Annotated in this window: 21 protein-coding genes; 19 read left to right on the top strand and 2 right to left on the bottom strand. The window is 63.4% G+C overall.

Annotated elements, in window-relative coordinates; translation table 11 throughout:
- Window positions 1-43 precede the first annotated feature (43 nt).
- Together G3O01_RS04140 and G3O01_RS04135 are read left to right on the top strand one after the other, a co-directional pair.
- Window positions 44-553, top strand: a complete 510-nt coding sequence (locus G3O01_RS04140; protein WP_205803251.1) for a hypothetical protein — start codon at window positions 44-46, stop codon at window positions 551-553.
- A 28-nt stretch (window positions 554-581) separates the two neighbouring features.
- Entirely contained in the window at window positions 582-1,379 is a 798-nt protein-coding gene (locus G3O01_RS04135) for an endonuclease/exonuclease/phosphatase family protein (RefSeq protein ID WP_205803250.1), read from the top strand.
- Between the two features lie 15 nt (window positions 1,380-1,394).
- Here the strand turns inward: G3O01_RS04135 and G3O01_RS04130 are convergent, their stop codons facing one another.
- On the bottom strand, window positions 1,395-2,378 hold the full coding sequence (locus G3O01_RS04130) for an aldose 1-epimerase (protein WP_205803696.1): 984 nt from the start codon (window positions 2,376-2,378) through the stop codon (window positions 1,395-1,397).
- 307 nt (window positions 2,379-2,685) lie between these two features.
- Here G3O01_RS04130 and G3O01_RS04125 point away from each other — a divergent pair, with 307 nt between their 5' ends.
- The 10 genes from G3O01_RS04125 to G3O01_RS04080 all read left to right on the top strand — a co-directional run bounded on the left by G3O01_RS04125 (window position 2,686) and on the right by G3O01_RS04080 (window position 15,224).
- Complete coding sequence (locus tag G3O01_RS04125; protein WP_205803695.1) at window positions 2,686-3,738, top strand: LacI family DNA-binding transcriptional regulator; 1,053 nt, start codon at window positions 2,686-2,688, stop codon at window positions 3,736-3,738.
- Window positions 3,739-3,845: 107 nt separating this feature from the next.
- Window positions 3,846-4,850, top strand: coding sequence for an ABC transporter substrate-binding protein (locus G3O01_RS04120; protein ID WP_205803249.1), 1,005 nt, complete (start codon window positions 3,846-3,848; stop codon window positions 4,848-4,850).
- Between the two features lie 400 nt (window positions 4,851-5,250).
- Window positions 5,251-6,816: a sugar ABC transporter ATP-binding protein gene (locus G3O01_RS04115; protein WP_205803694.1), complete on the top strand. Its 1,566-nt coding sequence runs from the start codon at window positions 5,251-5,253 to the stop codon at window positions 6,814-6,816.
- Window positions 6,806-7,813 (top strand): ABC transporter permease, encoded by a 1,008-nt coding sequence (locus G3O01_RS04110; protein WP_241023648.1) that lies wholly within the window; start codon window positions 6,806-6,808, stop codon window positions 7,811-7,813. Before G3O01_RS04115 ends, G3O01_RS04110 begins: the two co-directional genes overlap by 11 nt.
- A gap of 22 nt (window positions 7,814-7,835) precedes the next feature.
- Window positions 7,836-8,801, top strand: coding sequence for an ABC transporter permease (locus G3O01_RS04105; protein ID WP_205803248.1), 966 nt, complete (start codon window positions 7,836-7,838; stop codon window positions 8,799-8,801).
- A gap of 887 nt (window positions 8,802-9,688) precedes the next feature.
- Window positions 9,689-10,330 carry a LysE family transporter gene (locus tag G3O01_RS04100; protein WP_205803247.1) on the top strand — a complete coding sequence of 214 codons (642 nt, stop codon included), beginning with the start codon at window positions 9,689-9,691 and terminating at the stop codon, window positions 10,328-10,330.
- Window positions 10,331-10,845: 515 nt separating this feature from the next.
- A complete protein-coding gene (locus tag G3O01_RS04095; RefSeq protein WP_205803246.1) occupies window positions 10,846-11,616 on the top strand; it encodes a ferredoxin--NADP reductase in 771 nt (256 codons plus the stop codon).
- A gap of 494 nt (window positions 11,617-12,110) precedes the next feature.
- On the top strand, window positions 12,111-12,995 hold the full coding sequence (locus G3O01_RS04090) for an ATP-binding protein (protein WP_346779151.1): 885 nt from the start codon (window positions 12,111-12,113) through the stop codon (window positions 12,993-12,995).
- Window positions 12,996-13,036: 41 nt separating this feature from the next.
- Entirely contained in the window at window positions 13,037-13,693 is a 657-nt protein-coding gene (gene rqpR, locus G3O01_RS04085) for a response regulator transcription factor RqpR (protein ID WP_205803245.1), read from the top strand.
- Window positions 13,694-13,835: 142 nt separating this feature from the next.
- A complete protein-coding gene (locus tag G3O01_RS04080; RefSeq protein WP_205803244.1) occupies window positions 13,836-15,224 on the top strand; it encodes an amino acid permease in 1,389 nt (462 codons plus the stop codon).
- Between the two features lie 586 nt (window positions 15,225-15,810).
- Here the strand turns inward: G3O01_RS04080 and G3O01_RS04075 are convergent.
- Window positions 15,811-16,122, bottom strand: a complete 312-nt coding sequence (locus G3O01_RS04075; RefSeq protein ID WP_205803243.1) for a hypothetical protein — start codon at window positions 16,120-16,122, stop codon at window positions 15,811-15,813.
- Between the two features lie 110 nt (window positions 16,123-16,232).
- On the opposite strand from G3O01_RS04075, the gene G3O01_RS04070 reads away from it, so the two are divergent.
- From G3O01_RS04070 to G3O01_RS04040, 7 genes are all read left to right on the top strand, one after another.
- Window positions 16,233-16,733, top strand: coding sequence for a (2Fe-2S)-binding protein (locus G3O01_RS04070; protein WP_205803242.1), 501 nt, complete (start codon window positions 16,233-16,235; stop codon window positions 16,731-16,733).
- A 10-nt stretch (window positions 16,734-16,743) separates the two neighbouring features.
- Complete coding sequence (locus tag G3O01_RS04065; protein WP_205803241.1) at window positions 16,744-19,131, top strand: xanthine dehydrogenase family protein molybdopterin-binding subunit; 2,388 nt, start codon at window positions 16,744-16,746, stop codon at window positions 19,129-19,131.
- A gap of 12 nt (window positions 19,132-19,143) precedes the next feature.
- Window positions 19,144-19,941, top strand: coding sequence for a xanthine dehydrogenase family protein subunit M (locus G3O01_RS04060; RefSeq protein WP_205803240.1), 798 nt, complete (start codon window positions 19,144-19,146; stop codon window positions 19,939-19,941).
- Window positions 19,942-20,042: 101 nt separating this feature from the next.
- Window positions 20,043-20,930, top strand: coding sequence for a MoxR family ATPase (locus G3O01_RS04055; protein ID WP_205803239.1), 888 nt, complete (start codon window positions 20,043-20,045; stop codon window positions 20,928-20,930).
- Between the two features lie 5 nt (window positions 20,931-20,935).
- Window positions 20,936-22,177 carry a VWA domain-containing protein gene (locus G3O01_RS04050; protein WP_205803238.1) on the top strand — a complete coding sequence of 414 codons (1,242 nt, stop codon included), beginning with the start codon at window positions 20,936-20,938 and terminating at the stop codon, window positions 22,175-22,177.
- Complete coding sequence (locus tag G3O01_RS04045; protein ID WP_205803237.1) at window positions 22,168-22,749, top strand: carbon monoxide dehydrogenase subunit G; 582 nt, start codon at window positions 22,168-22,170, stop codon at window positions 22,747-22,749. The genes G3O01_RS04050 and G3O01_RS04045 overlap by 10 nt, the downstream gene beginning before the upstream one ends.
- Window positions 22,722-23,750 (top strand): XdhC family protein, encoded by a 1,029-nt coding sequence (locus G3O01_RS04040; RefSeq protein WP_205803236.1) that lies wholly within the window; start codon window positions 22,722-22,724, stop codon window positions 23,748-23,750. The genes G3O01_RS04045 and G3O01_RS04040 overlap by 28 nt, the downstream gene beginning before the upstream one ends.
- Window positions 23,751-23,838: the final 88 nt, after the last annotated feature.

Raw genomic sequence — 23,838 nt, 5'->3', positions numbered from 1 at the left:
GCACGCTTTAGCGAAACGCAGCGATTCCGGAGACTTTTTGTACATGTGGAAAACCAGCCTCGTCGCCGTCGTATTCGGCACCGCACTGGTGGCTCAGGCCACGATGGCGCAGACGCAACCGCGCAGCGCGCCGCCCGTCGTCAAATGGGAATTGCAGGTGATGCGCGACGGCCAGCAGATCGATTCGTTCGACGGCACCACGACCGTCGGCCAGGCGCGTACCGACACGCATCATCACGTGACGCAGAACAGTGTCGGCTGCAAGGACGTGCCGGCGGGCAGCATCGATCTCGCGCGCACGCTGACCATTTCGCCGACACAGGCGGATGCGAGCGGCGTCACGTTCTCGATCGACGCGCAGGAAACGCTCGAAGAGACCTCCACGCGCACAACCGATACCGGCTGCAAGCTGCCGCCGCAGCCGCGCCAGGTGAGCGCGAACCACCCGGGGCTGAAGGTGCCGCCGGGCGGTGACTGGACCTCATGGACGATCGTCGACAAGGATCCGAATCTCGTATATCGGTTGCGTGCAAGCGTCGCAAACAACCCGTGAACTCAACGAAAGACGTGGATAACGCGGCATGCGAAACCCCGAAGAACTGATACGCGAAAACCTCGACAGGAAAGACTTCATCGCTGTGAGCTGGAACCTGCATAAGGGCCGCTCGCCACTCGGTTTCCAGGCATGGCAGGCGATGCAGCGCTGGGTGCAATCCGTTCATGCCGACGCGTACTTCCTGCAGGAAGCGATGGCGCGCCGGATGCCCGGCCCGGTGCTGGCAAGCTCATTCGGCGCGCGCATGGGCGATATCGATAACGACGTGTGGCATTGCCAGGCGACCGAAATCGCCGAAGCGCTGCAACTGCAAATCGCTCTCGGGCCGAACGTGTTCAAACCGTCATGGCGGCACGGCAACGCGATTTTGTCGCCGCATCCGCTCGATCTCGGCGGCCGTTGGGATATTTCCGCGCACCGTTTCGAGCGGCGCGGTTTGCTTGTCGCGCGTGCGACGTTCGGTGGCCGCGAAGTGACGCTGCTGTGTGCGCACCTCGCGCTCACACGCCAGGCGCGCTTGCGTCAGATGCACTGGATCGCACACTGGATCTCGAAGGAAGCGCCCGAAGGCCCGCTCGTGCTGGCCGGCGATTTCAACGACTGGCGCAACGATTCCGTGCCGCTCTTTCGCGAACACGGCATGGAAGAAGTCGCGACGCTGCTTGGCGAACCAGGCCGCACGTTTCCGGCTTTCTCACCTGCGCTGGCGCTCGACAAGATGTTCGTGCGCGGCATGAAACCCGTCGAATGGATCCAACCGGCGCAAGAGACGGCCTGGCTGTCGGATCATCTGCCGTATATGGCGCGGCTGCGCGTCGAGTGAGCGAGCTTGCGCGTGTCAGTCGCGTTGCGGCTGCCAGGAGATTTCAGCGCTGATCGCTTCGCCGGCCTGTAGCACGCGAAAGCCTGCGTGCTCGCGTGTGGCCTCGCTGGCGTTGAAGCAGTCCGTCGTGTTGGTGACGGGCTCGACACATAGCTGCACATCGTTCGCGGGCGCGAACACCACCATATGATCGAACGGCGCATCGGCCGTCATCGTCACGCTGCGCTTTTCATCCGGCCACGCGATCGTCGCGCTGTGCGCCCAGCCGCTGAAGTTATTGTCGAGATCGAATGCGTTGGCGCTCATGCCGTTCTTCAACGCATCGACGGCGGCGTGCGGGCCGAGGTGCGTCGGCAGCACGGCTGGATCGGCGTGCCACATCGCTTCGACCTGCGCGGTAATCACCGTATTGGACGGGCGCGGGTAGTACGGGTGATGTCCCATACCAAACGGCATCGCACTGTCCGACAGATTCTGCACATCAAGCGTCACGCGCAATGCATCGCCCAGAAGTTCAATGCGCTGGCTCGCGCGATAACGAAACGGCCAGTCGCCGCGCGCGTCCCGATCGGGCACGTGCTCAAAATGCAACTCCACCGACGTTTCCGTGCGCGCACCCACGCGCCACGACCTGCGCCACGCGTGTCCGTGCAGCGCATGCGCGTACCCGTTGCCGTCGCCGGCGAGATCGATCGTGCGGCCGTCGAACGCGAAGCGCGCATCGCGGATGCGGTTGCAGTACGGCAAGAGCGGGAAGCTTGCAGTGCGCAGCGGATCGCGCGCTTCGAGCGCATCTCGCGTCGCGGGGCGCAGCCAGTGCAACACGCGCGGCAAACTGCCATCGCGCGCCACGTCGAAGTAAGCAGCGATCGATCCGCCGACTTCCGGCGCCACCACCAGCGTCGTATCGCCGCTCGACAGCACGACGAGCGACGGATCGTCGAGGCGGAGATCGGTGGCGGAATCGTCCGCGAGCGGATTGGGGAAGGCTTCGCGCATAGTCGTTTGAATGGGCGTGGGCGGTTGCGGCATCAGCGGGCGCGCGCGTTCGATGCCACGCGTTGAAGCGGCCCGCGCGAGCGAGAATCGCACGCCCGCCTCTTTCGGTCAATATTATTAGTAATAATTCAGACAGAAACCTGCCTGTCCGGCGAACTGAGGCAAGGGAAAAAGCGGGTTTGCGTGTGTTGTCCAGCGCATATTATTAGTGTTACCGTCAGCACCACGATGCCTGCGGCATTCACCGTCAACGAGCCGCCGTTGCGCGGCCAGATCAATGAAAAAATCGACTCAACGCCGCCCGACGATGACCGATATCGCCAAGCTGACCGGCGTATCGCAATCGACCGTTTCCCTTGTCCTGAACAACGCGACCAGCGCCAAGTTTTCCGAAGCGACCCGCAACAAGGTGCTGAAGACCGCGCAGGATCTCGGCTACCGGCTGTCCGCACGCGAACCGCTGCCGCCCGCCTCCGGCGAGCGCAATCTGATCATCTACCTCGCCGACGAAATCTCGACCAGCCCGCACCCGGTGGTGAACATCGACGGCGCGCGCGACGCCGCCTACGCGAACGGCAAGCTGCTCGCGGTTTATTCGACGCACGGCAACGCTGACGTCGAGCAACAGGTGCTCGACGCCGTGCTGGCTAGCCCGACGGTTTTCGGCGTGATCTACGCGACCGTCTATACGCGCAAGGTGACGCTGCCCGCCGCGCTCGCCAAGGTGCCGACCGTGCTGCTGAACTGCTATACGAGCGAAGGCGGCCAGTCGTCGATCGTGCCCGCCGAAGTCGCGGGCGGCCATGTCGCGACCGAATTCCTGCTGCGCGCCGGACACCGGCGGATCGGCTACATCAACGGCGAACACTGGCAGGACGCGGCGAAAGATCGCCTCAAGGGCTATCGCACCGCGCTCGCCACGGCCGATCTGCCGTTCGCGCCGGAACTGGTGCGCGACGGCGACTGGAGTTCGGGCACGGGCTTCGAGCACACGCTGTCGCTGATGCGCGAGCCGAACCCGCCCACCGCCATCTTCTGCGCGAACGATCTGATGGCGCTCGGCGCCATCGAGGCCTTGAAGCAGCTCGGCTACCGCGTCCCCGACGACGTCTCCGTGCTCGGCTACGACGACCAGGAAATCGCGCGCCACACGCATCCGCCGCTGTCGACCGTCGTGCTGCCGAACTATGAGCTGGGCCGCTGGGCTGTCGACACGCTGCTGCAGGAAGTGCACAACCAGGCAGCGGGCGCGCCGGTGCGCCACCGGATGGTGAAACTCGACGGACCGCTGATTGAACGCGGGTCAGTCAGGGAAATTACCGAGGCAAAACACACGGCAATTAATATTATTAGTGATTGACCAATAATAATTCGCGATGGAATAATCGGCACGACCGGTCACCACCGAAGTGCCGGCGGCAGTTGAAGCACAAAAGCAAAACACACCAACTGGTACTGGAGGAAGACATGGCGTCGCACAATCGGGATTCGCGCCGGCAACGGGTTCAGCCGCTCGCCGCAGCTTTGATGGCAATCGCTTTGGGATTCGGCATGGCCTCGGCGCAAGCTGACGATCTGCCGAAGATTCCCGCCAAGAAACCGCTGAAAGTGGGCTTCGCGCAGACGGAGAGCAACAATCCGTGGCGTCTCGCGGAAACCCAGAGCTTCAAGGACGTCGCCGCGAAGTGCGGCTGGCAGATGGTGATGACGGATGCCAACGGCTCCAACTCGAAGCAGGTCTCCGACATCCAGAGCATGATCGCGCAGCACGTCGATCTGCTCGTGTTCCCGCCGCGTGAAGAAAAGCCGCTTGCGCCTGTCGTGTTGCAGGCGAAGAAGGCCGGCATTCCTGTGATTCTCGTCGACCGTAACGTCGATCAGTCCGTCGCCAAGGCGGGCCGCGACTACATCACGTTCATCGGCTCGGACTTCATCGATCAGGGTCACCGCGCCGCCGACTGGCTCGTCAAGGCGACGGGCGGCAAGGCGAAGATCATCGAACTGGAAGGCACGACGGGCGCGTCCGCTGCGAACGACCGCAAGAAGGGCTTCGACGAAGTGATCGCGAAGAATCCGGGCATGTCGATCATCGCGTCACAAAGCGGCGATTTCGCGCGCGACAAGGGCCGTCAGGTGATGGAGACGCTGCTGCAGGCGCATCCCGATGTCACGGCCGTGTACGCGCACAACGACGAAATGGCGCTCGGCGCGATTGCCGCGATCAAGGCAGCGGGCAAGCAGCCGGGCAAGGATATCCAGATCGTGACGATCGACGGCACCAAGGGCGGCATGGACGCGATCGCTGCGGGCGAACTCGGCGCGAGCGTGCAATCGAGCCCGTTCTTCGGCCCGCTCGCATGCGATGTCGCGGAGAAATTTGCGAAGGGCGAGAAGGTGCCGACGTGGGTGAAGGTGTCGGACCGCTTCTACGACAAGAACAACGTGAAAGAAAGCATGCAGTACGGTTACTGAGCATTCGTTGTTGCAACCCGGCCGGCGCGTCCCGGATTTCACGCAGCGGGGCGCGCGCAGCACGGCCAACAGGCAGGGCCTCGTCGGGGCGCACCACGCCTCGACGGCGGGAAGGGTTCGAGGCGACGTGTTCGTGGCGCGCGGTCGCGTTCCACGGGACGTCGCTTCGCTTTGTCGGGCGTAGTATCGACCTGGCGAACTGACGGGCAGGCAACGCCGCTACGTTCGCCGACATCGCGCCCACGCGGCAAGAAGGCATCAGCGATGCACGGACCAGCTTAAGCGCCAGCGCGCCCGCTTCGTCCGAAAGGAGACACACGTGACCCAACCCACCGCGCAATCCGACGCGAACTCAGGCGGACATCCGCCGTCGTCGTCCGCACGCGCGCCGCTGCTCGACATGCAGGGCATCGACATTTCATTCGGCGGCGTGCCCGCGCTGCGCGGCGCGAATCTCAGCGTTGCCGCGGGCGAAGTCCACGCGCTGATCGGCCAGAACGGCGCCGGCAAGTCCACGATGATCAAGATCCTCACGGGCGCCTATCGACGCTCGGGCGGCAGCGTGCGCTTCGAAGGCCGCGAGATCGATTTCCGCACGCCGAAGGAAGCGCGCGAAGCGGGCATCAGCACGATCTATCAGGAGATCAACCTGGTGCCGTTCCGCTCGGTCGCGGAGAACATTTTTCTGGGCCGCGAGCCGCGCCGCTTCGGTCTGATCGACTGGCGCGAAGTGCAGCGCCGCGCCTCCGCGCTGCTGGAATCATTCGGCTTGCAGATCGACGTGAAGAAGCCGGCGGGCAGCTATTCGACAGCGATTCAGCAGATGGTTGCACTCGCGCGCGCCGTATCGTCGGACGCGAAGATGGTCATCATGGACGAGTCGACTTCATCGCTCGATGAGCGTGAAGTCGAACTGTTATTCACCGTCGTACGCAAATTGCGCGACGACGGCCGCGCGGTGATCTTCGTGTCGCACCGGCTCGACGAACTGTACGCGCTGTGCGACCGCGTGACGGTCATGCGCGACGGCCAGACCGTCGCACAAAGCGCGATGAAGGACATCGACAAGCGCCAGCTCGTCACGACGATGCTCGGCCGCACGCTCGCCGCCGTCGTGCAGGATGACAGCGCCGCGCGCGAGGCGAATCTCGCGCGGCGCGGCGACAAGGCGATTTCGGCGCGCAATCTGTCAGCGCATCCGAAGGTGAGCGATGTGTCGCTCGATGTGCACGCAGGCGAAGCCGTCGGTCTCGCAGGTCTGCTCGGCTCGGGCCGCACGGAAACGATGCGACTGCTGTTCGGCGCGGATCCCGCCGAACGCGGCATGCTGTCGATCAACGGCAAAGACGTCGCGCTGAAATCGCCGCAAGACGCGATCGCGCGCGGCCTCGCCTATCTCACCGAAGACCGCAAGGCCGAAGGCATCGTGCCGGAGCTGTCGGTGCGCGACAACCTCACGCTCGTGTGTCTGCGCACGCTGTCGAAGCACGGCATCGTCGATGTGAAAAAGCAGCAGGCGATCGTCGATCGCTTCATTGCATCGCTCGGCATCAAGCTGCGTTCGCCCGATCAGCCGATCCGCGAACTCTCGGGCGGCAATCAGCAGAAGGTATTGCTCGCGCGCTGGCTTGCCGCGCAGCCGTCGCTGCTGCTGCTCGACGAACCGACGCGCGGCATCGACGTCGGCGCAAAAGCGGATGTCGCGAAGATCGTGCGCGAACTGCGCGACGAAGGCATGGCGGTGCTGCTCTCCGCCTCGGAACTGGAAGAACTGACGGCCGTGGCCGATCGCGCCGTCGTAATCCGCGACGGCCGCACGGTCGCCGAACTGGATGGCGCGCAAATGAGCGAATCCGCGATCATGGACGCGATTGCCTACGGCAGCGCGGGCACCTCGCAACTGGTGGAAGCGGCACAGTCCGCGCATATCGACGATGCACTGGAGGGCGACCGTCATGGCTCATGAGTCGCTGCGCAACGACGGCGCGCCGCTCGCTGCGGCTTCGGCGTCGCCCGATCCATCGACGGTGAAGAAGAAGCGGCGCATCACCATTCAGCGCGAGATCGTCGTGCTGCTCGCGATGCTCGTCTTCAACCTGCTGTTCACGCAGCACTTCTGGTCGCTGCAAACCTTTAACGTCAATCTGACGCAGGTCGTGACGATCGTGATCGTCGGCATCGGCATGACGCTGGTGGTGGCGACGGGTGGTATCGATCTGTCGGTGGGCGCATCCATGGCGATTGCAGGCGCGCTTGCGCCGATGCTGTTCCTGCATATCGCCGGGCCGCTCGGCATCGCGCTCGCCTTCGTGCTGCCTGTGCTGGCCGCTGCCGTGTGCGGCGTGTTCAACGGTTTCCTCGTCACACGACTAGCCGTGCAGCCAATTGTGGCGACGCTGGTGCTGTTCATCGCGGGTCGCGGCATCGCGCAGGTCGTCACCGATGGCAGCCTGCAGGCGTTCAACAATCCCGCGTTCCAGTGGATCGCGCTCGGCAAGGTGGCGGGCATTCCGTTCCAGGTGCTGCTGATGTTCGCGCTGGTCGCGTTTTTCGCGTGGGTCGTCAGGAAAACGCTGTTCGGGCAGTATTTGCTCGTCACAGGCGGTAACGAGAAATCCGCGTATCTGAGCGGCGTGCCGACTGCGCGCGTGAAGATGCTCGCTTATACGCTGTGCGCGGCATTGTCGGGTCTCGCCGGGCTGATCTCGATTTCGGTGAATTCGTCGTCGGATGCGAATGTGGTCGGACTCGGCATCGAACTCGATGCGATCGCGGCGGTGGCCGTTGGCGGCACGGCGCTGACGGGCGGCAAGGCATACATCGGCGGCACGCTGATCGGCGCGCTGATTATCCAGTTGCTGCGCTATACGCTGCTCGCGCATGGCATTCCCGATGCCGCCGCGCTCGTCGTCAAGGCGGGCATCATCATCGCGGCGGTTTACGTGCAGCGGCGCTCGCGCTGAACGATTTGCAAGAGACGATCCGATGAAAAAGAACCTGCCTATCCTGATCGCGCTCGGCGCGCTGATCGTGCTCGGCCTCGTGCGCTACGAGCACTTTGCGTCCGAGTACAACATCACCTCGTTCTGGCGCTACAACTCGATGTTCGCGCTGATCTCCGTCGGCATGGCCTTCGTGATCATCACGGGCGGCATCGATCTGTCCGTCGGCACGGTCGCGGCGATGTCGAGCGTCGTCGCGGCGTTGGCGAGTCCATACGGCGGCTGGGTTGCCGTGTTCGCGGGCGCGGGCGCGGGGCTGCTGGTCGGCGTGCTGAACGGCATCATCATCACGCGGCTGAAGATCCTGCCGTTCATCACGACGCTGGCGACAAGCCTCGGCGCGCACGGTGTCGGGCTGCTGCTCGGCAGAAACGACGCCGTATCGATTTCCTCCGATACCAACTTCGCGAATTTCGGCCAGGGCGATCTGTTCGGCCTGCCGATTCCCGGCCTCATTGCGCTCGTCGCCGCTGTCGCGGGCTGGCTCGCGCTGCGCAGCACGCGCTTCGGGCGGCATTCGCTGGCGATTGGCGGCAGCGAGGAAGCTGCACGCCTGATGGGGCTGAACGTGAATCGCACGCTGGTCGCTGTGTATGCCGTCAGCGGCTTGCTGGCGGGTCTCGCGGGCGTGATCCTGGCCGCGCAGTTCGGTGCGGGACAGCCGAACGAAGGTGTGGGCTGGGAGCTGTTCGCGATTTCGGCTGTCGTGCTGGGTGGCACGCTGCTGACGGGCGGCGAAGGTTCGATCGCCATGACGATTGCGGGCGTGTTGCTGCTCGGCCTCGTGTTCAATCTGCTGAACTTCGAAAACGGGCTCGGGTTTATTAGCCTGTCGGCTTACTGGCAATCGGTGATACGCGGTGTGTTTCTGTTGCTCGTGATTGTGTTGCAGGCGCGTGTGCTCAAGCAGCGCGCGAGTAAGCGCTTGCCGGATGCTGGTGTGGTGTGATGATTTTTGCTTTTGCGGTGGCATCGGGGATTTGTTTTTGGCTTTCGCTTTCGCTGGCATCCGCGTGATGCTTTCGTGTTTCACGCGTTGCCCCTGTGCGGGGCGGCACCTACTTTTCTTTGCCGGCTGCAAAGAAAAGTAGGCAAAAGAAAGCAGCAACAGTCACTCCCCACGGGCCCCCAACCGCCCCCACACTTCACACGACAGTACATTTCTCCTTTCTGGTTGCCAGCGCGCTGAATGCGCGCCTCACCCACTTCATACCCCCGCGTCGCCACCCGCGCGATCGCATTTCCAACGTTCTATATCGGCAAACTGTGTGTAGGTTTTCGTGGCGTACGCGCACCACTCCGGACTGGAAAACAGAGATAGCTGGAAGCGCGATCGGTGTCGTAGGAGCGCTGCCGTGTGAAGTACTCCGACCTACACACAGTTTGCCACTTGGGCGGCGGAAACCATTCGCTGCCGCCTGGTGCGCTATGGGTGATTGAAGTGGGTGAGGCGCTCGTTGAGAGCGTTGGCAACGGGCGGTGACTGAGAGGCTGCCGTGTGAAGGATAAGAGCCGTTGGGGGCCCTCAGGCAAGAAGAAGAGCGGGCGGTGTTAGCGGCTTTCTTTTGCCTACTTTTCTTTGCCGCGGCAAAGAAAAGTAGGTGCCGCCCCGCACAGGGGCGACGCGTGAAACACGAAAACATCACGCGGATGCCAGCGGAAGCGAAAACGAAAGCGAAAACCAAATCGCGTATGCCAGCAAAACGGAAGACCTAACTCAAGGCATATCACACAGTTGCCCGACCGGCGTTCAAACCAGCGTGAGCCAGAGTAAGATCGCGGTTCCGCCCGTTTTCTGCCCAACACGCCGCCCCAAAAGCGCGGCAAATCGTCGCCATGCATCATTACCTGCCGATCCTGCTGCAAATCGCCCTCGTCTATCTGATCGCGCTGGTCAGTCCCGGCCCCAACTTCTTCATGATCACGCAGCTGTCGCTGGCAGGGCGACGCGGACTGGGCGCGGCGTCGGCGCTCGGCGTCGGCACGGGTTCGACGATCTGGGCGTCGCTCGCGATGCTCGGCTTCGCGACCGTGCTGCAACGGATCGACTGGCTGTACAACGGCATCCGCATCGCGGGCGCAATCTATCTGGTGTGGTTCGGCATCAAGCTCGTGCGTGCGAGCACGAAACGCGGCGAAACCATTGTCATGCCTATCGAAACGCCGCCCGCCAACGACCGCGCCGCGCATATCCGCGCCTGGCGCACGGGCATGCTCACCTGCCTGACGAACCCGAAATCCTGCGCGTTCTGGACCAGTATCTTCGCGACGCTGTTCCCCGCGCATCCGCCGCTCTGGTTCTACGGCGTCGCACTCGCGATGATCGGCATGATGTCGGTGGGCTGGTACGGCAGCGTCGCGCTGATGTTCGCGACGGAGCGCACCCAACGCGGCTATCGCCGCCTGCGCCGCCCCATCGACGGCGTCTGCGGCGCGGTGCTCGTCGGCCTGGGCGCGAAACTCGCCGCCGAAAGCTGAGCGTTGCGCGACGTTCAATACCGCGTTTCCAGCTTCGCGAGAAGGGTCAATGCTGCAGCGCGCGATACGTTTCCGGTATTATTCCGAGATAGCGCCTACCAGCGCCTGATTTCGTTGAACGGCCGCCATCACCAGATGGCCGACGGGCAAGCGCCCGTCGAGCGGTGACAGCCCGGCGCCCGTCGCGGATGGGCGAGACTCCGAGGGCAACACCCGCGTGAGTCATCCGGGCACAGACCCGGCGCCGCACTACCCCAGCAGTACACCCTTGCCGCGCCGCGGCTGGCCTTATCCGGCGAAACCGGACGACCGCCGCGCCGGCGCTGTGACAACCAGCTTGAACAGACCACATTCACCGCCCAACCCGCCGCGGCAATGCCCGGTACGGTAACGCGGTAAAATAGCGGATTGCGCATCATTCCCGGGTCGTTTACCGGCGCGGGACGGTGCATCGCCTTTGCCGTGCCGGCCCGCTTTTATGTGGCCGACCTTGTTTTCGCACCATCGAAGAAGCCATGAGCAACCTGAATCCACAAACCGTCCTGAGCGTCCATCACTGGACCGATACGCTTTTCAGCTTCACCTGCACGCGCGACGCGTCGTTCCGCTTCGAAAATGGCCAGTTCACGATGGTCGGTCTCGAAGTCGACGGCAAGCCGCTGATCCGTGCATACAGCATGGCAAGCGCCAACTATGAAGAGAACCTCGAATTCCTGAGCATCAAGGTGCAGGACGGCCCGCTGACGTCGCGCCTCCAGCATCTGAAGGTCGGCGATCAGGTCCTGATCGGCAAGAAGCCGACGGGCACGCTGATGGCCGACAACCTGCTGCCCGGCAAGACGCTGTGGCTGCTGTCGACGGGTACGGGCCTGGCTCCCTTCATGTCGATCATCAAAGACCCGGACGTCTATGACCGCTACGACCGCGTGGTGCTGACGCACACCTGCCGTTTCGTCGACGAACTGGCGTACAAGGAATACATCACGGATCACCTGCCGGCGCACGAGCACCTCGGCGAACTGATCCAGGAAAAGCTGGTGTACTACCCGACGGTGACGCGCGAACAGTTCGCGAACCGTGGCCGTATCACGGACCTGATCGAAACGAAGAAGCTGTTCGACGATCTGGATCTGCCGCACTTCTCGCTCGAAAACGACCGCGTGATGCTCTGCGGCAGCCCGCACATGCTGCGCGACACGCGTGAACTGCTCGACAGCCTTGGCTTCCAGGAAGGCAGCAACAACAAACCTGGCCATTACGTCATCGAGAAGGCGTTCGTGGGCTAAATCTCGGCTGGAAGCACGCCGTACAAGCTGTCCGCAACACCCGAAACCGGAGCCTTCGCGCTCCGGTTTTTCTTTTGGCGCGCGTCCCGGGCAAGGTCTGGCGGATCACGCCTGGCCGCTCCGACATCCGGGCGTTTACCAGGTTACAAATTGGATGCTGCAAAGTTAACTTTGAATGTAGGAATTTGTCTGACATAAACTCAGCGACAAGGCTCAACTATTGCGTTAACTTTGCGCTGCAAGCCAATATGGACGGGCATTTTTTCTTTTTTTAAGATATGATTCCAGCGCAGCTGCATTTGACAGACTATTAACAAAACTGTCTTATATTTGTTACAGAATGTAAATTGCGTTACGTCACGGCGTAGCGTTTTTCCGTCGCGATAGTTCCTGCGGCGGACATATCTGGGGGTCAGGGTTCGCATGCGTTCTATCGTCTATATGCTGCCGGTGCGTCGCCATGACGCCGGCCAATTCGTGTCGTGAGCGCGGCTGTGGAAACGTCGGTCGTGGTGTCGATGCACGCGCACGGCGCGGCGGCACTCGCGGGCGACGCCAAGCGCGCGTCTGCTGCGTCTGCGAGCCGCCGCCGTCCGGGCAAGGCCGTCATCGCTGCCGACCGCAACGCGCCCACCACATCCGCCGATGAACTCGCACGCCTGCAGGCTCGCGTACGCGAGCTGTCGGCCGAACTGATGCAGTCGCAGGAAGCCACGCGCCGCCACGTCGCGCAGGAACTGCACGACGGCCTGGGCGCCGAACTGACGGCCGCGCGCTTCGCGCTCGCGAACGTCGAAACCTGGCTGCCCGCCGACGCCCCGCCTCAATGCACCACCGCCCTCGAAACCGCGCAGCGCTCGCTGAACGCGGTCACTGAAGCCGCGCAGCAGGCCGTTGGCGATCTGCATGCGCCGACGCTCGATAAGGGCATCGTTAGCGCGCTGTCGCACTGGACCAACAGCTTCGCCGCTCGCACCGGCCTGCGCATGAGCTTCGTGTGTGCCGCCGATGCCCGCCTGACGCGCCTTCCCGACGATGCCTCGCTGGCCGTGTTCCGCGTCGCCCAGGAAGCGCTCAACAACGTCGCGAAGCACGCGCGCGCGTCGGGCGCCGACATGCGCATCGAAGCGACCGCGCAGCATCTGAGCATCGTCGTCAGCGACGACGGCGTCGGCATTCCGCCGCACGCCGGCGACGACGAGCGCAAGTTCGGGCTGGCCGGTATGCGTGCGCGCTGCAATGCGTTCGACGGAGAGTTGCGCGTCGCCGCGCCCGCCGGTGAGGCACGCGGCACGACGGTACACGCGCGTTTTGCATGGAAAGCCCTGCTCGGCAACGCGTCGCGACCACGCGCGCGGCGCACCGCGATCCGCCTGTGACGGCCCGTTTCTGATCCGTTAGTGAACACTGACTTACCGTTATGAGCCTGCGTATTCTGATTGCCGAGGACCACGCCATCGTTCGACAGGGCGTGCGGCAACTGCTGATCGACCGCGGCGTCGCCGACGACGTCGCTGAAGCGCAGACGGGTGGCGAGGTGCTCACGGAAGCATCGCGACATGTGTACGACGTGATCCTGCTCGACATCTCGTTGCCGGACATGAACGGCGTCGAGGTGCTCAAGCGCCTCAAACGCAAGCTGCCGCGCGTTCCCGTGCTGATGTTTTCGATGTATCGCGAGGACCAGTACGCGGTACGCGCATTGAAGGCCGGCGCGGCGGGCTATCTGTCGAAGACGGTTGACGCCACGCAGATGATCGCCGCGATCCAGCAGGTCGCGGCAGGCCGCAAATACGTAAGCCCGGCCATGGCGGAAGCGCTCGCCGATTACGTGTCTTTCGACGGCGAGCAGTTGCCGCACGAAAAGCTCTCCGACCGCGAATACCAGACCCTGTGCATGCTTGCGTCGGGCAAGCGGCTGACGGACATCGCGATTGCGCTGTCGCTGTCGGTGAAGACGGTGAGCGTGTATCGCACGCGGCTGCTCGAGAAAATGAAGCTGCGCAACAACGCCGAACTCACCTTCTACGTGATGAGCAACCGCCTCGTCGACCTGAATCCGGCGATGACCGTCTGATGTCGTGACAGGTGCGCGCCGCACTCGCGGCGCCCAGTTGTTGTGCACCACGAAAGGCCTTGCGGCCCACTTCCGCTAAAATTGCGGGTTTTCCCCGACATTGGGCGCGCCCATACGCGTGCTTCACAGGAGACCCCGCCAAATGTCCCTCTTTCGCAAGAAGAACGTCGAGCACATGATCGCCGGCGCGCAGGCTGCCGGCCTGAAGAAAGCGCTCGGCGCGCTCGATCTCACCTTTCTCGGCGTCGGCGCCATCATCGGCACCGGCATTTTCGTGCTGACGGGTACGGGCGCGGTTCAGGCCGGCCCGGCGCTGATGCTGTCGTTCATCTTCGCGGCCATTGCGTGCGGCTTCGCGGCGCTCGCGTACGCGGAATTCGCGTCGACGATTCCCGTCGCCGGCTCGATCTACACGTATTCGTACGCGACGCTTGGTGAACTGGCCGCGTGGATCATCGGCTGGGATCTGATGCTGGAGTATGGGCTGGCGACGTCGGCGGTGTCGGTGGGCTGGTCGGGGTATCTGCAGTCGCTGCTGTCGGGCTTCGGCGTGTCGCTGCCGGTTGCGCTGACGGCCGCGCCTGGCGCGCTGCCCGGTCACGAGACGCTGTTCAACCTGCCCGCCTTCCTCGTGATGATGGCGATTACCGCGCTGCTGTCCGTCGGCATTCGCGAATCGACGCGGGTGAACAACCTGATGGTCGCGATCAAGGTGACGGTGGTGTTGCTGGTGATTGCCGTCGGCGTGTTCCATGTGAAGCCGGAGAACTGGCATCCGTTCATGCCGAACGGGATGAGCGGCGTGTTCGGCGCGGCGGCGGTGATGTTCTTTGCGTTTATCGGCTTCGATTCGGTGTCGTCGGCGGCTGAGGAGGTGAAGAACCCGAAGCGCGATCTGCCGATCGGGATTATTGCGTCGCTGGGCGTGTGTGCGGTGCTGTATGTCGCCGTGGCGGCGGTGGTGACGGGGATCGTGCCGTCGGCGCAGTTCGCGAATATTTCGCATCCTGTGTCGTACGCGTTGCAGGTTGCCGGTCAGAACTGGGTTGCCGGGTTTATCGATCTTGGCGCCGTGCTTGGCATGCTGACGGTGATTCTGGTGATGGCTTACGGTCAGACGCGGGTGATTTTCGCGATGTCGCGGGATGGGTTGTTGCCTGCGGCGCTTTCCAAGGTGCATCCGCGGTTTGCTACGCCGTTTGCTACGACGTGGATTGTGGGGATTGTGTTTGGGCTGATTGGCGCGCTTGTGCCGTTGAATGTGCTCGCTGAGCTGATCAATATCGGCACGCTGGCGGCTTTCTCGATGGTGTCTATCGCGGTGCTTGTGCTGCGGCGCACGCATCCTGATTTGCCTCGGGCTTTCAGGTGCCCGGGGGTGCCTGTTGTGCCCATTCTTGCTGTCGCTTCTTGCCTTTTCTTGATGCTGAATCTCAGCAAGGTTACCTGGATTGCGTTTGTGATCTGGCTGGTGGTGGGGATGGCTGTTTATTTTGGGTATTCGCGGAAGCGGTCGAAACTGGCGCATTGAGGGTCTTTTTGCCGTGCGGCGCTGGGGTGGTTTGCTTGTCGTTTCGCTGGCATCCGCGTTTTGTCTTGCCTGCTTCACGCGTCGCCCCTGTGCGGGGCGGCACCTACTTTTCTTTGCCGCGGCAAAGAAAAGTAGGCAAAAGAAAGCCGCTGAACACCGCCAGTTCTTGTTTCTGCCTGAGGGCCCCCAACGGGTCCTCTCCTTCATGCGGCGTCGCTCTTCTCGACGCCCGTTGCCAGCGCCTTGAATCGGCGCCTCACCCGCTTCACACTCCCGCGTCGCCACAGGCGCGATCGCATCGCGCACGTTCTATAGCGGCAAACTGTGTGTCGGCTTTCGCGACATACGCGCTCCACTCCGGACTGAACACCAAGGTTACGGCTCGAAAGCACGATCGGTGTCGTAAGAGCGCCGACGGGTGAAGCACTACGACCTACACACAGTTTGCCACCTGGACGGCCGCAAACGATCGCTGCCGCTGGCTCATGTGCGGGCGGGCGACGTGGGTGAGGCGCTTGAAAGATGCGATTGCAACGAACGTGTGGGAGCAGGTTGCCGTATGAAGGATAAGAACCGTGGGGGGCCCTCAGGCAGAAACAAGAGCTGGCGGTGTTAGCCCGCTTTCTTTGCTTACTTTCTTTGCGGCGGCAAAGAAAGTAAGTGCCGCCCCGCACAGGGGCAACGCTTGCGCCGCGTAGGCGCTAACGCGGATGCCAGCGCAAAACAGAAGCAAACCACCCCAGAGTCGCAAACACCAAAAACCAAAACCCAAAACCGCCGGAGGCACATCCCCCCAATAGCCGCCTCCCGTTTTTTGTGTTTTACTTTTCAACGCAAGCAACAAAGCACAGCAACAAAGCACAGCAACAAAACAAAAAAACAAAAAACCAGAACCCAACCGTACCGGACCCTCCCAGCAGGCGAAGCGGTAAGAAAGGTAAAAACGGGCCCGAGCCGGTCTCGCCCCATCCGGGGCTCAATACAAGGGCGTCCCCTAGGAGACAGTTCATGGCGATCAGCATCAGTCTGACGGTGAACGGTTCACCCGTTACCGCGAACGTCGAGCCGCACACCCTGCTTGTCCAGTTTCTTCGAGAACAGCTACGCCTGACGGGCACTCACGTCGGCTGCGATACCGCGCAATGCGGCGCGTGCACCGTGCATCTGAACGGCCGCGCGATCAAGTCCTGCAACATGCTCGCCGTCCAGGCCGAGGGCCAGGACATCACCACCATCGAAGGGCTGTCGAAGAACGGCGAACTGCATCCTATGCAGGCCGCGTTCCGCGAATGCCACGGCCTGCAGTGCGGGTTCTGCACGCCAGGCATGGTGATGAGCGCCACCGCACTGGTCAATATCCAGCCAAACCTCTCGGAAGACGACGTGCGCCGTCAGCTCGACGGCAACCTGTGCCGCTGTACGGGCTACCACAACATCGTCAAGGCAGTGCTTCAGGGCGCTGACGGCATGAATGCCGGCGCGTCGCAGAAAGCCACCACGACCGTCTGAGGAGCCCGCCATGAACGCACCCGATTCACACCGCATGGTGGGCATGCCCGTCAAGCGCAAGGAAGACTATCGCTTCCTCACGGGCAACGGCCAGTACACCGACGATATCGTCCTGCCCGCTCAAACCTACGCTGTGTTCCTGCGCTCGCCGCACGCACACGCGCGCATCAAAAGCATCGACACGACGGCGGCAAAACAGTCACCCGGCGTCGTCGCGATTTTCACCGGCGCCGATCTCGCCGCTGAAAACGTCGGCGGATTGCCGTGCGGCTGGCTGATTCACAGCATCGACGGCACGCCGATGCATGAGCCGCCGCATCCCGTGATTGCGCATACGAAAGTGCGCCACGTCGGCGACCAGGTCGCGCTCGTGATCGCCGATTCGGTGAAGGCCGCCAAAGATGCCGCCGAACTGATCGAAGTCGATTACGGCGAATTGCCCGCCGTGATCGACACCACGCACGCCGCCGACGCCGGCCAGCCCGCCGTGCACGACGATGTGCCCGACAACACCTGCTACACATGGGGCCACGGCGACAAGGCGGCGACGGATGCCGCGTTCGCCAAAGCCCATCACGTGACGACGCTCGACATCGTCAATAACCGCCTCATTCCGAACGCGATCGAGCCGCGCGCGGTCAACGCCAGCTACGCGCCGCAGGACGACAGCTACACGGTGTACGTGGCGAACCAGAATCCGCACGTCGAAAGGCTGCTGATGGCGGCGTTCGTGCTGTCGCTGCCGGAATCGAAAGTGCGCGTGGTTGCGCCTGACGTGGGCGGCGGCTTCGGTTCGAAGATTTTCCTGTACGCGGAAGACGTCGCGCTGACATGGGCGTCGAAGAAAATCCGCCGTCCGGTGAAGTGGACGGCCGAGCGTTCCGAAGCATTCATTTCAGACGCGCACGGCCGCGATCACGTGACGAAAGCCGAACTCGCGATGGACGCCGACGGCAAGTTCCTCGCGATGCGCGTTCACACGATCGCCAACATGGGCGCCTATCTGTCGACGTTCGCCTCCAGCGTGCCGACCATCCTGTACGCGACGCTGCTCGCGGGCCAGTACGCGACGCCCGCGATCTACGCCGAAGTGAAGGCTGTCTTCACAAACACGGTTCCCGTCGATGCCTATCGCGGCGCAGGTCGGCCTGAAGCCACTTACGTGGTCGAGCGTCTTGTGGAAACGGCTGCGCGCGACATGAACATGGACCCCGCCGAAATCCGCCGACGCAACTTCATCCGCACGTTCCCGTACGCGACGCCCGTCGGTCTCACGTACGACACGGGCGACTACGAGCCGTGTCTCGACCGCGCGATGGAACTCGCAGACGTCAAAGGCTTCGCCGCTCGCAGACAGGAATCGGAGAAGAACGGCAAGCGGCGCGGGCTTGGCTACTCGTGCTACATCGAAGCGTGCGGACTCGCGCCGTCGAACATAGCCGGCGCGCTCGGTGCGCGTGCGGGCCTGTTCGAAGCGGGCGAAGTGCGCGTGCATCCGACCGGTTCCGTGACCGTCTTCACGGGCTCGCACAGTCACGGCCAGGGTCACGAGACGACTTTCGCGCAAGTCGTGTCCGACCGCCTCGGCGTGCCGATCGAGAACATCGACATCGTGCACGGCGATACCGGGCGCATTCCGTTCGGCATGGGCACGTACGGCTCGCGTTCGATTGCCGTCGGTGGCTCGGCGATCATGAAGGCGCTCGACAAGATCGAATCGAAAGCGAAGAAGATCGCGGCGCATCTGCTCGAAGCATCGGCGGATGACATCGAGTTCAAGGACGGCACGTTCCGCGTCGCCGGCACCGACCGCACGAAGACCTTCGCCGACGTATCGCTCGCCGCGTACGTGCCGCACAACTATCCGCTCGACAAGCTCGAGCCGGGCCTCGACGAGAGCGCGTTCTACGATCCGACCAACTTCACCTATCCGGCGGGCGCGTATATCTGCGAAGTCGAAGTCGATGTGGACACGGGCGAGACGCGCATCGAGCGCTTCACGGCTGTGGATGACTTCGGCAACGTGATCAATCCGATGATCGTCGAAGGACAGGTGCATGGCGGCCTCGGTCAGGGCATCGGTCAGGCGATGCTCGAGCGCTGCGTGTACGACAACGAAAGCGGTCAGTTGCTGTCGGGCTCGTACATGGATTACGCGATGCCGCATGCGTCCGATCTGCCGTCGTTCACCGTCGAAACCGCGAAAGGCACGCCGTGCACGCACAATCCGCTCGGCGTGAAAGGCTGCGGCGAAGCGGGCGCGATCGGCTCGCCGCCCGCCGTGATCAACGCGATCATCGATGCGCTCGCGCCGCTCGGCGTCAAGGATCTGCAAATGCCCGCCACGCCGCATCGCGTGTGGTCCGCCATTCACGCTGCTCAATCAGCACGTCCGTAAGCGGAGGCCGACATGTACACATTCAACTATCAACGTGCAGCCGATCCGAAAGCCGCCGTCGCCGCGCTGGCTTCCGACGGTGAAGCGAAGTTTCTGGCAGGCGGACAAAGCCTGCTGCCGACCATGCGCCTGCGTCTCGCGCAACCATCGCAACTGATCGACGTCACGCGCATTCCGCAATTGAAGGAGATTCGCGTCGAGCCGACCAGGGTGACGATCGGCGCGGCCGTCTGTCACGCGGATGTGGCGAACAACGCGGACGTTCAGCGTGTGTTGCCCGCGCTTGCGTTTCTCGCAGGGCATATCGGCGACCGGCAGGTGCGCTCCCTTGGGACGATCGGCGGCTCGATCGCGAACGACGATCCGGCGGCGGATTATCCGGCTGCCGTGCTCGGTCTCGATGGAACGGTTGTCACCGACCGGCGGCGCATCTCCGCTGCGGACTTCTTCGTCGGTATGTATGAAACCGCGTTGCAGCCCGACGAGCTGATCGTCGCCGTCGAGTTTCCCGTGCCCGAGAAAGCCGCCTACGAGAAGTTCAGGAATCCGGCATCGCACTTCGCGTTGACGGGGGTGTTCGTCGCGAAGACAGCGAACGGCGTGCGCGTGGCGATCACGGGCGCGGCGCCATCGGTGTTTCGCGCGACGGACATGGAGAACGCGCTCTCCGCGAACTTCACGGAAGCCGCCGCGCGCGGCGTGACGATCGCACCCGACGACCTCAACACCGACCTGCACGCGAGCGCCGAATATCGCGCTCATCTGATTCCCGTGCTGACGGCGCGCGCGGTGCGGGCGGCGAACGGATAGCGGAAGCGCCGGGCCGCGAAGCGTTTGAGCATTACGGGGCCCGACGCGTCCGGGCCCCTTCGTTGCCTTCGTTGCCCGGTTTTGTCCGTGCAGGGAGAACCATGCAGCCCGCTTCCATCGACGACACTCTCAGCCAGCTCACCGCGCAAGGCTACTTCGCGAGCCGCGAACTGGCGACCGCGCTATATCTCGCGCTGCGAATGGAGCGGCCGCTGTTTGTCGAAGGCGAACCGGGCGTCGGCAAGACGGAACTCGCGAAGGCGGCGGCAGGCATGCTCGGCACGTCGATGCTGCGGCTGCAATGCTATGAAGGACTCGATACCGCGAGCGCGCTGTATGAGTGGGACTATCCGCGGCAGATCATGGCGCTGCGGCTCGCGGAAGTGTCGGGTGAGAAGCCCGACAACAGCACGCTGTATCGCAGCGAGTTTCTGTTGAAGCGTCCGCTGCTGCAGGCGCTCATGCCCGACGAACATCATCCGGGCGCGCGGCGCGTGCTGCTGATCGACGAAATCGATCGCGCCGACGAACCGTTCGAAGCATTCCTGCTCGAACTGCTGTCGGATTTTCAGGTGTCGATTCCCGAATACGGCACCGTGCGGGCCGAGCATCCGCCGTTGGTGGTGATGACGTCGAATCGCACGCGCGAAGTGCATGACGCGCTGAAGCGCCGCTGTCTGTATCAATGGATCGGTTATCCCGAACGCGAGCGGGAGCTTGCGATCGTCGCGGCGCGCGCGCCCGAAACAGGCGAAGCGCTGCAAAGGCGTGCCGTCGATTTCGTGCATCGGCTGCGCGGCATGGATCTGTTCAAGGCGCCGGGCATCGCGGAGACGATCGACTGGTGTCGCGCGCTCGCCGCGTTGACCGTCACGGAACTCGATCCGCAATCGGTGCAGGACACGCTCGGCGTGCTGCTCAAGTATCAGGACGACCTCGCGCGCTTCGACGCCGACCAGATCCGGCAGTGTCTTGCCGCGACGGAGTGACGTCGATGCTGCCCGCCTGCGACTCCGGCTCTGCGACACTCGCGCGCAACGTCGTGCATTTTGTGCGGCTGCTGCGCGGCGCGGGTTTGCCGATGTCGCCCGCGCAGGCCGTCGATGCGCTCGAAGCATTGCGCTGGATCGATCTCGACCGGCGCGACGATGTGCGTGCAGCGCTTGCGGCGTTGCTCGTCTGCGCGCCCGACGAGCGCGAACTCTTCAATGCCGCGTTCGATCTCTTCTGGCGCGATCCCGATTGGGAAGGCAAGCTGCGCGCGCTGCTGCTACCGAAGGTGACAGACGGCTTGCCGCCGCCGAAGCGCAATAACCGGCTCGCCGATGCGCTGGCCGCGCATCACGCGAAGCAACGCAAGCACAACGCGCAATCCTCAGAAAAAGACCGCCAGGAACTGCATGCGCATGTGACGTTCAGCGCCGAAGAGCGCCTGCGTCATCGCGATTTCGATACGTTGAGCGCGGACGAATGGCGCACGCTTCGCCATCTGATACGCGCGCAGCGACTGCCGCTCGCGATGGAGCCGACACGCCGGTTGAAAGCGTCCTCGCGCGGCACGCATGCCGATCTGCGCGCGAGCGCACGGCATGCGGTGCGCGCAGGCGGCGACTGGACCGTGTGGAAGTATCGCGCCGTCGTCGCACGCAAGCCGCCGCTCGTGCTGCTGCTCGACATTTCCGGCTCGATGAGCAATTACTCGCGCGCCGTGCTGTATTTCTGCCACGCGCTGCTGCAGTCACGCGAGCGGCTGCAAGTGTTCCTGTTCGGCACGCGCCTCACCAACGCAACGCGCGCGCTAAAGGAACGCGATCCCGATGTCGCGATTGCGGCGCTCGCGGATCAGGTGGTCGACTGGTCGGGCGGCACGCGCATCGGCGCGGCGCTCGCCGAATTCAACCGTCGCTGGGCACGCAGAGTGCTGACAGGCAGGGCAACCGTGCTGCTCGTCACGGATGGTCTCGATCACGAAGCGATCGATGTCCTCGAAACAGAAATGGCGCGCCTGCGCCGCTTTGCGCATCGCATCGTGTGGCTCAATCCGCTGCTGCGTTACCGCGAGTTTTCACCGAAGGCGCGCGGCGTGCAGGCGATGCTGCCGTTCGTCGATGCGCACAAGCCCGTTCACAATCTCGACAGCCTGGCCGCGTTCGGCCGCGATCTCGCGCAACTGACGCGCGTGTCCCGCGATGCCGCGCGCGCCGCGATATCTGGAGGAGCAACGTCATGGAGCTGACCGAAACCTACACGCTGCCCGTGCCGCAACAGAAGGCGTGGGAAGCGCTCAACGACACGGAAATCCTGCGCGCGTCGATTCCCGGCTGCGACAGCATCGAGCCGGATGGCGAGAACGCGTACGCCGTCGCGTTGAGCGCGTCCGTCGGCCCGGTGAAAGCGCGCTTCAAGGGCCGCATGGAACTCACCGATATCGACGCGCCTCACACCTACACGATCGTGTTCGAAGGTCAGGGCGGCGCAGCGGGTTTCGGCAAAGGGCAGACGCATGTGAAGCTCGAACCCGAAGGCGACGACGCGACGAAGCTCACCTACACGGCGACGGCGCAGGTCGGCGGCAAGCTCGCGCAGATCGGCTCGCGGCTCGTCGATGGCGCGGCGCGCAAGCTTGCGGGCGAGTTTTTCAGGCGTTTCGGCGAGCAGCTGACGGGCGGCAATGACAACGCGCAGGCAGAAACAATTATTTCGGGCGACACTGCGAGTCCTGCCGATGAAAGCGAAGGCGCCACTGACGGCAGTGGCGAGGAAACGAAGAGGAAGAAATCATGGACAGCGTGGATCTCGAAGTCCTGAAGTCCAGCGCGCGCTGGCTCGATCAGGGACATCGCGCGCTACTCGTGACAGTAGTGAAGACGTGGGGCTCGTCGCCGCGTCCCGAAGGCGCGATGCTTGTCGTGCGTGACGATGGCACTGTCGTGGGTTCGGTGTCGGGCGGCTGTATCGAGGACGATCTGATCGATCGCGTGCGTCAGCGCGGCATCGAGCAGACGAAACCCGAGGCCGTCAAATACGGCATCACGGCGGAAGAGGCGCACCGTTTCGGCTTGCCTTGCGGCGGGACGATCCAGCTCGTGCTGGAGCCTTTGACGAAGGCGAGCGGCATGGCCGAACTGTGCGATGCCGTCGAAGACGGGCGGCTCGTTGCGCGCACGCTCGATATGGAAACGGGTGCCGCGCGTATTGGGCCCGCACAAGCGACGGATGGCGTCGATTTCAACGGTGAGCGTCTGCTGACGATACACGGGCCGCGCTACCGGATGCTCGTGATCGGCGCGGGGCAGCTGTCGCGCTATCTGTGCGCGATCGCGGTCGGGCTCGATTATCAGGTGACGGTGTGCGATCCGCGCGAAGAGTACACGGACGAATGGGACGTGCCCGGCACGAAAGTCGTGCGCACGATGCCCGACGATACCGTGCTCGACATGAAGCTCGATGAGCGGTGCGCGGTGATCGCGCTGACGCATGATCCGAAGCTCGATGATCTCGCGCTGATGGAAGCGTTGAAGACGCCCGCGTTTTATGTCGGAGCGTTGGGCTCGCGGCGCAACAATGCGGCGCGGCGCGAACGGCTCAAGGAGTTCGATCTCACCGAGACGGAACTCGTGCGGCTGCATGGGCCGGTTGGGATTTATATCGGCAGCAGGACGCCGCCTGAGATTGCAGTGTCGATTCTCGCTGAGGTGACGGCGGCGAAGAATGGTGTGTCGCTGCCGACGCTGTTGCAGGTCGAAGGCGCGAAGGCAGCGCGGGAGATTGCGGCGAGTGGTGGAGCGGCTTGTAGTATTCCCGATTAACTTCTTCTGGCCGCGAGCTTTGCCTGTTCGCGGCCAACTCATCTGATCCGGCTCTAGCCATTCGGCTGAGTGTCGCCGGGTCTCTCCG

It is taken from the genome of Burkholderia sp. Ac-20365, from assembly GCF_017104715.1.
Classification (GTDB): Bacteria; Pseudomonadota; Gammaproteobacteria; order Burkholderiales; family Burkholderiaceae; genus Paraburkholderia.
Note: the sequence above shows the minus strand (reverse complement) of the source record. Positions and strands in the feature narration are given on the sequence as shown.

Bases quoted from the DNA above. Each gene is read 5' to 3' on its own strand.
- G3O01_RS04140 (WP_205803251.1), top strand. From the start codon at position 44: ATGTGGAAAACCAGCCTCGTCGCCGTCGTATTCGGCACCGCACTGGTG.
- G3O01_RS04135 (WP_205803250.1), top strand. From the start codon at position 582: ATGCGAAACCCCGAAGAACTGATACGCGAAAACCTCGACAGGAAAGAC.
- G3O01_RS04130 (WP_205803696.1), bottom strand. From the start codon at position 2,378: ATGCGCGAAGCCTTCCCCAATCCGCTCGCGGACGATTCCGCCACCGAT.
- G3O01_RS04125 (WP_205803695.1), top strand. From the start codon at position 2,686: ATGACCGATATCGCCAAGCTGACCGGCGTATCGCAATCGACCGTTTCC.
- G3O01_RS04120 (WP_205803249.1), top strand. From the start codon at position 3,846: ATGGCGTCGCACAATCGGGATTCGCGCCGGCAACGGGTTCAGCCGCTC.
- G3O01_RS04115 (WP_205803694.1), top strand. From the start codon at position 5,251: ATGCAGGGCATCGACATTTCATTCGGCGGCGTGCCCGCGCTGCGCGGC.
- G3O01_RS04110 (WP_241023648.1), top strand. From the start codon at position 6,806: ATGGCTCATGAGTCGCTGCGCAACGACGGCGCGCCGCTCGCTGCGGCT.
- G3O01_RS04105 (WP_205803248.1), top strand. From the start codon at position 7,836: ATGAAAAAGAACCTGCCTATCCTGATCGCGCTCGGCGCGCTGATCGTG.
- G3O01_RS04100 (WP_205803247.1), top strand. From the start codon at position 9,689: ATGCATCATTACCTGCCGATCCTGCTGCAAATCGCCCTCGTCTATCTG.
- G3O01_RS04095 (WP_205803246.1), top strand. From the start codon at position 10,846: ATGAGCAACCTGAATCCACAAACCGTCCTGAGCGTCCATCACTGGACC.
- rqpR (WP_205803245.1), top strand. From the start codon at position 13,037: ATGAGCCTGCGTATTCTGATTGCCGAGGACCACGCCATCGTTCGACAG.
- G3O01_RS04080 (WP_205803244.1), top strand. From the start codon at position 13,836: ATGTCCCTCTTTCGCAAGAAGAACGTCGAGCACATGATCGCCGGCGCG.
- G3O01_RS04070 (WP_205803242.1), top strand. From the start codon at position 16,233: ATGGCGATCAGCATCAGTCTGACGGTGAACGGTTCACCCGTTACCGCG.
- G3O01_RS04065 (WP_205803241.1), top strand. From the start codon at position 16,744: ATGAACGCACCCGATTCACACCGCATGGTGGGCATGCCCGTCAAGCGC.
- G3O01_RS04060 (WP_205803240.1), top strand. From the start codon at position 19,144: ATGTACACATTCAACTATCAACGTGCAGCCGATCCGAAAGCCGCCGTC.
- G3O01_RS04055 (WP_205803239.1), top strand. From the start codon at position 20,043: ATGCAGCCCGCTTCCATCGACGACACTCTCAGCCAGCTCACCGCGCAA.
- G3O01_RS04050 (WP_205803238.1), top strand. From the start codon at position 20,936: ATGCTGCCCGCCTGCGACTCCGGCTCTGCGACACTCGCGCGCAACGTC.
- G3O01_RS04045 (WP_205803237.1), top strand. From the start codon at position 22,168: ATGGAGCTGACCGAAACCTACACGCTGCCCGTGCCGCAACAGAAGGCG.
- G3O01_RS04040 (WP_205803236.1), top strand. From the start codon at position 22,722: ATGGACAGCGTGGATCTCGAAGTCCTGAAGTCCAGCGCGCGCTGGCTC.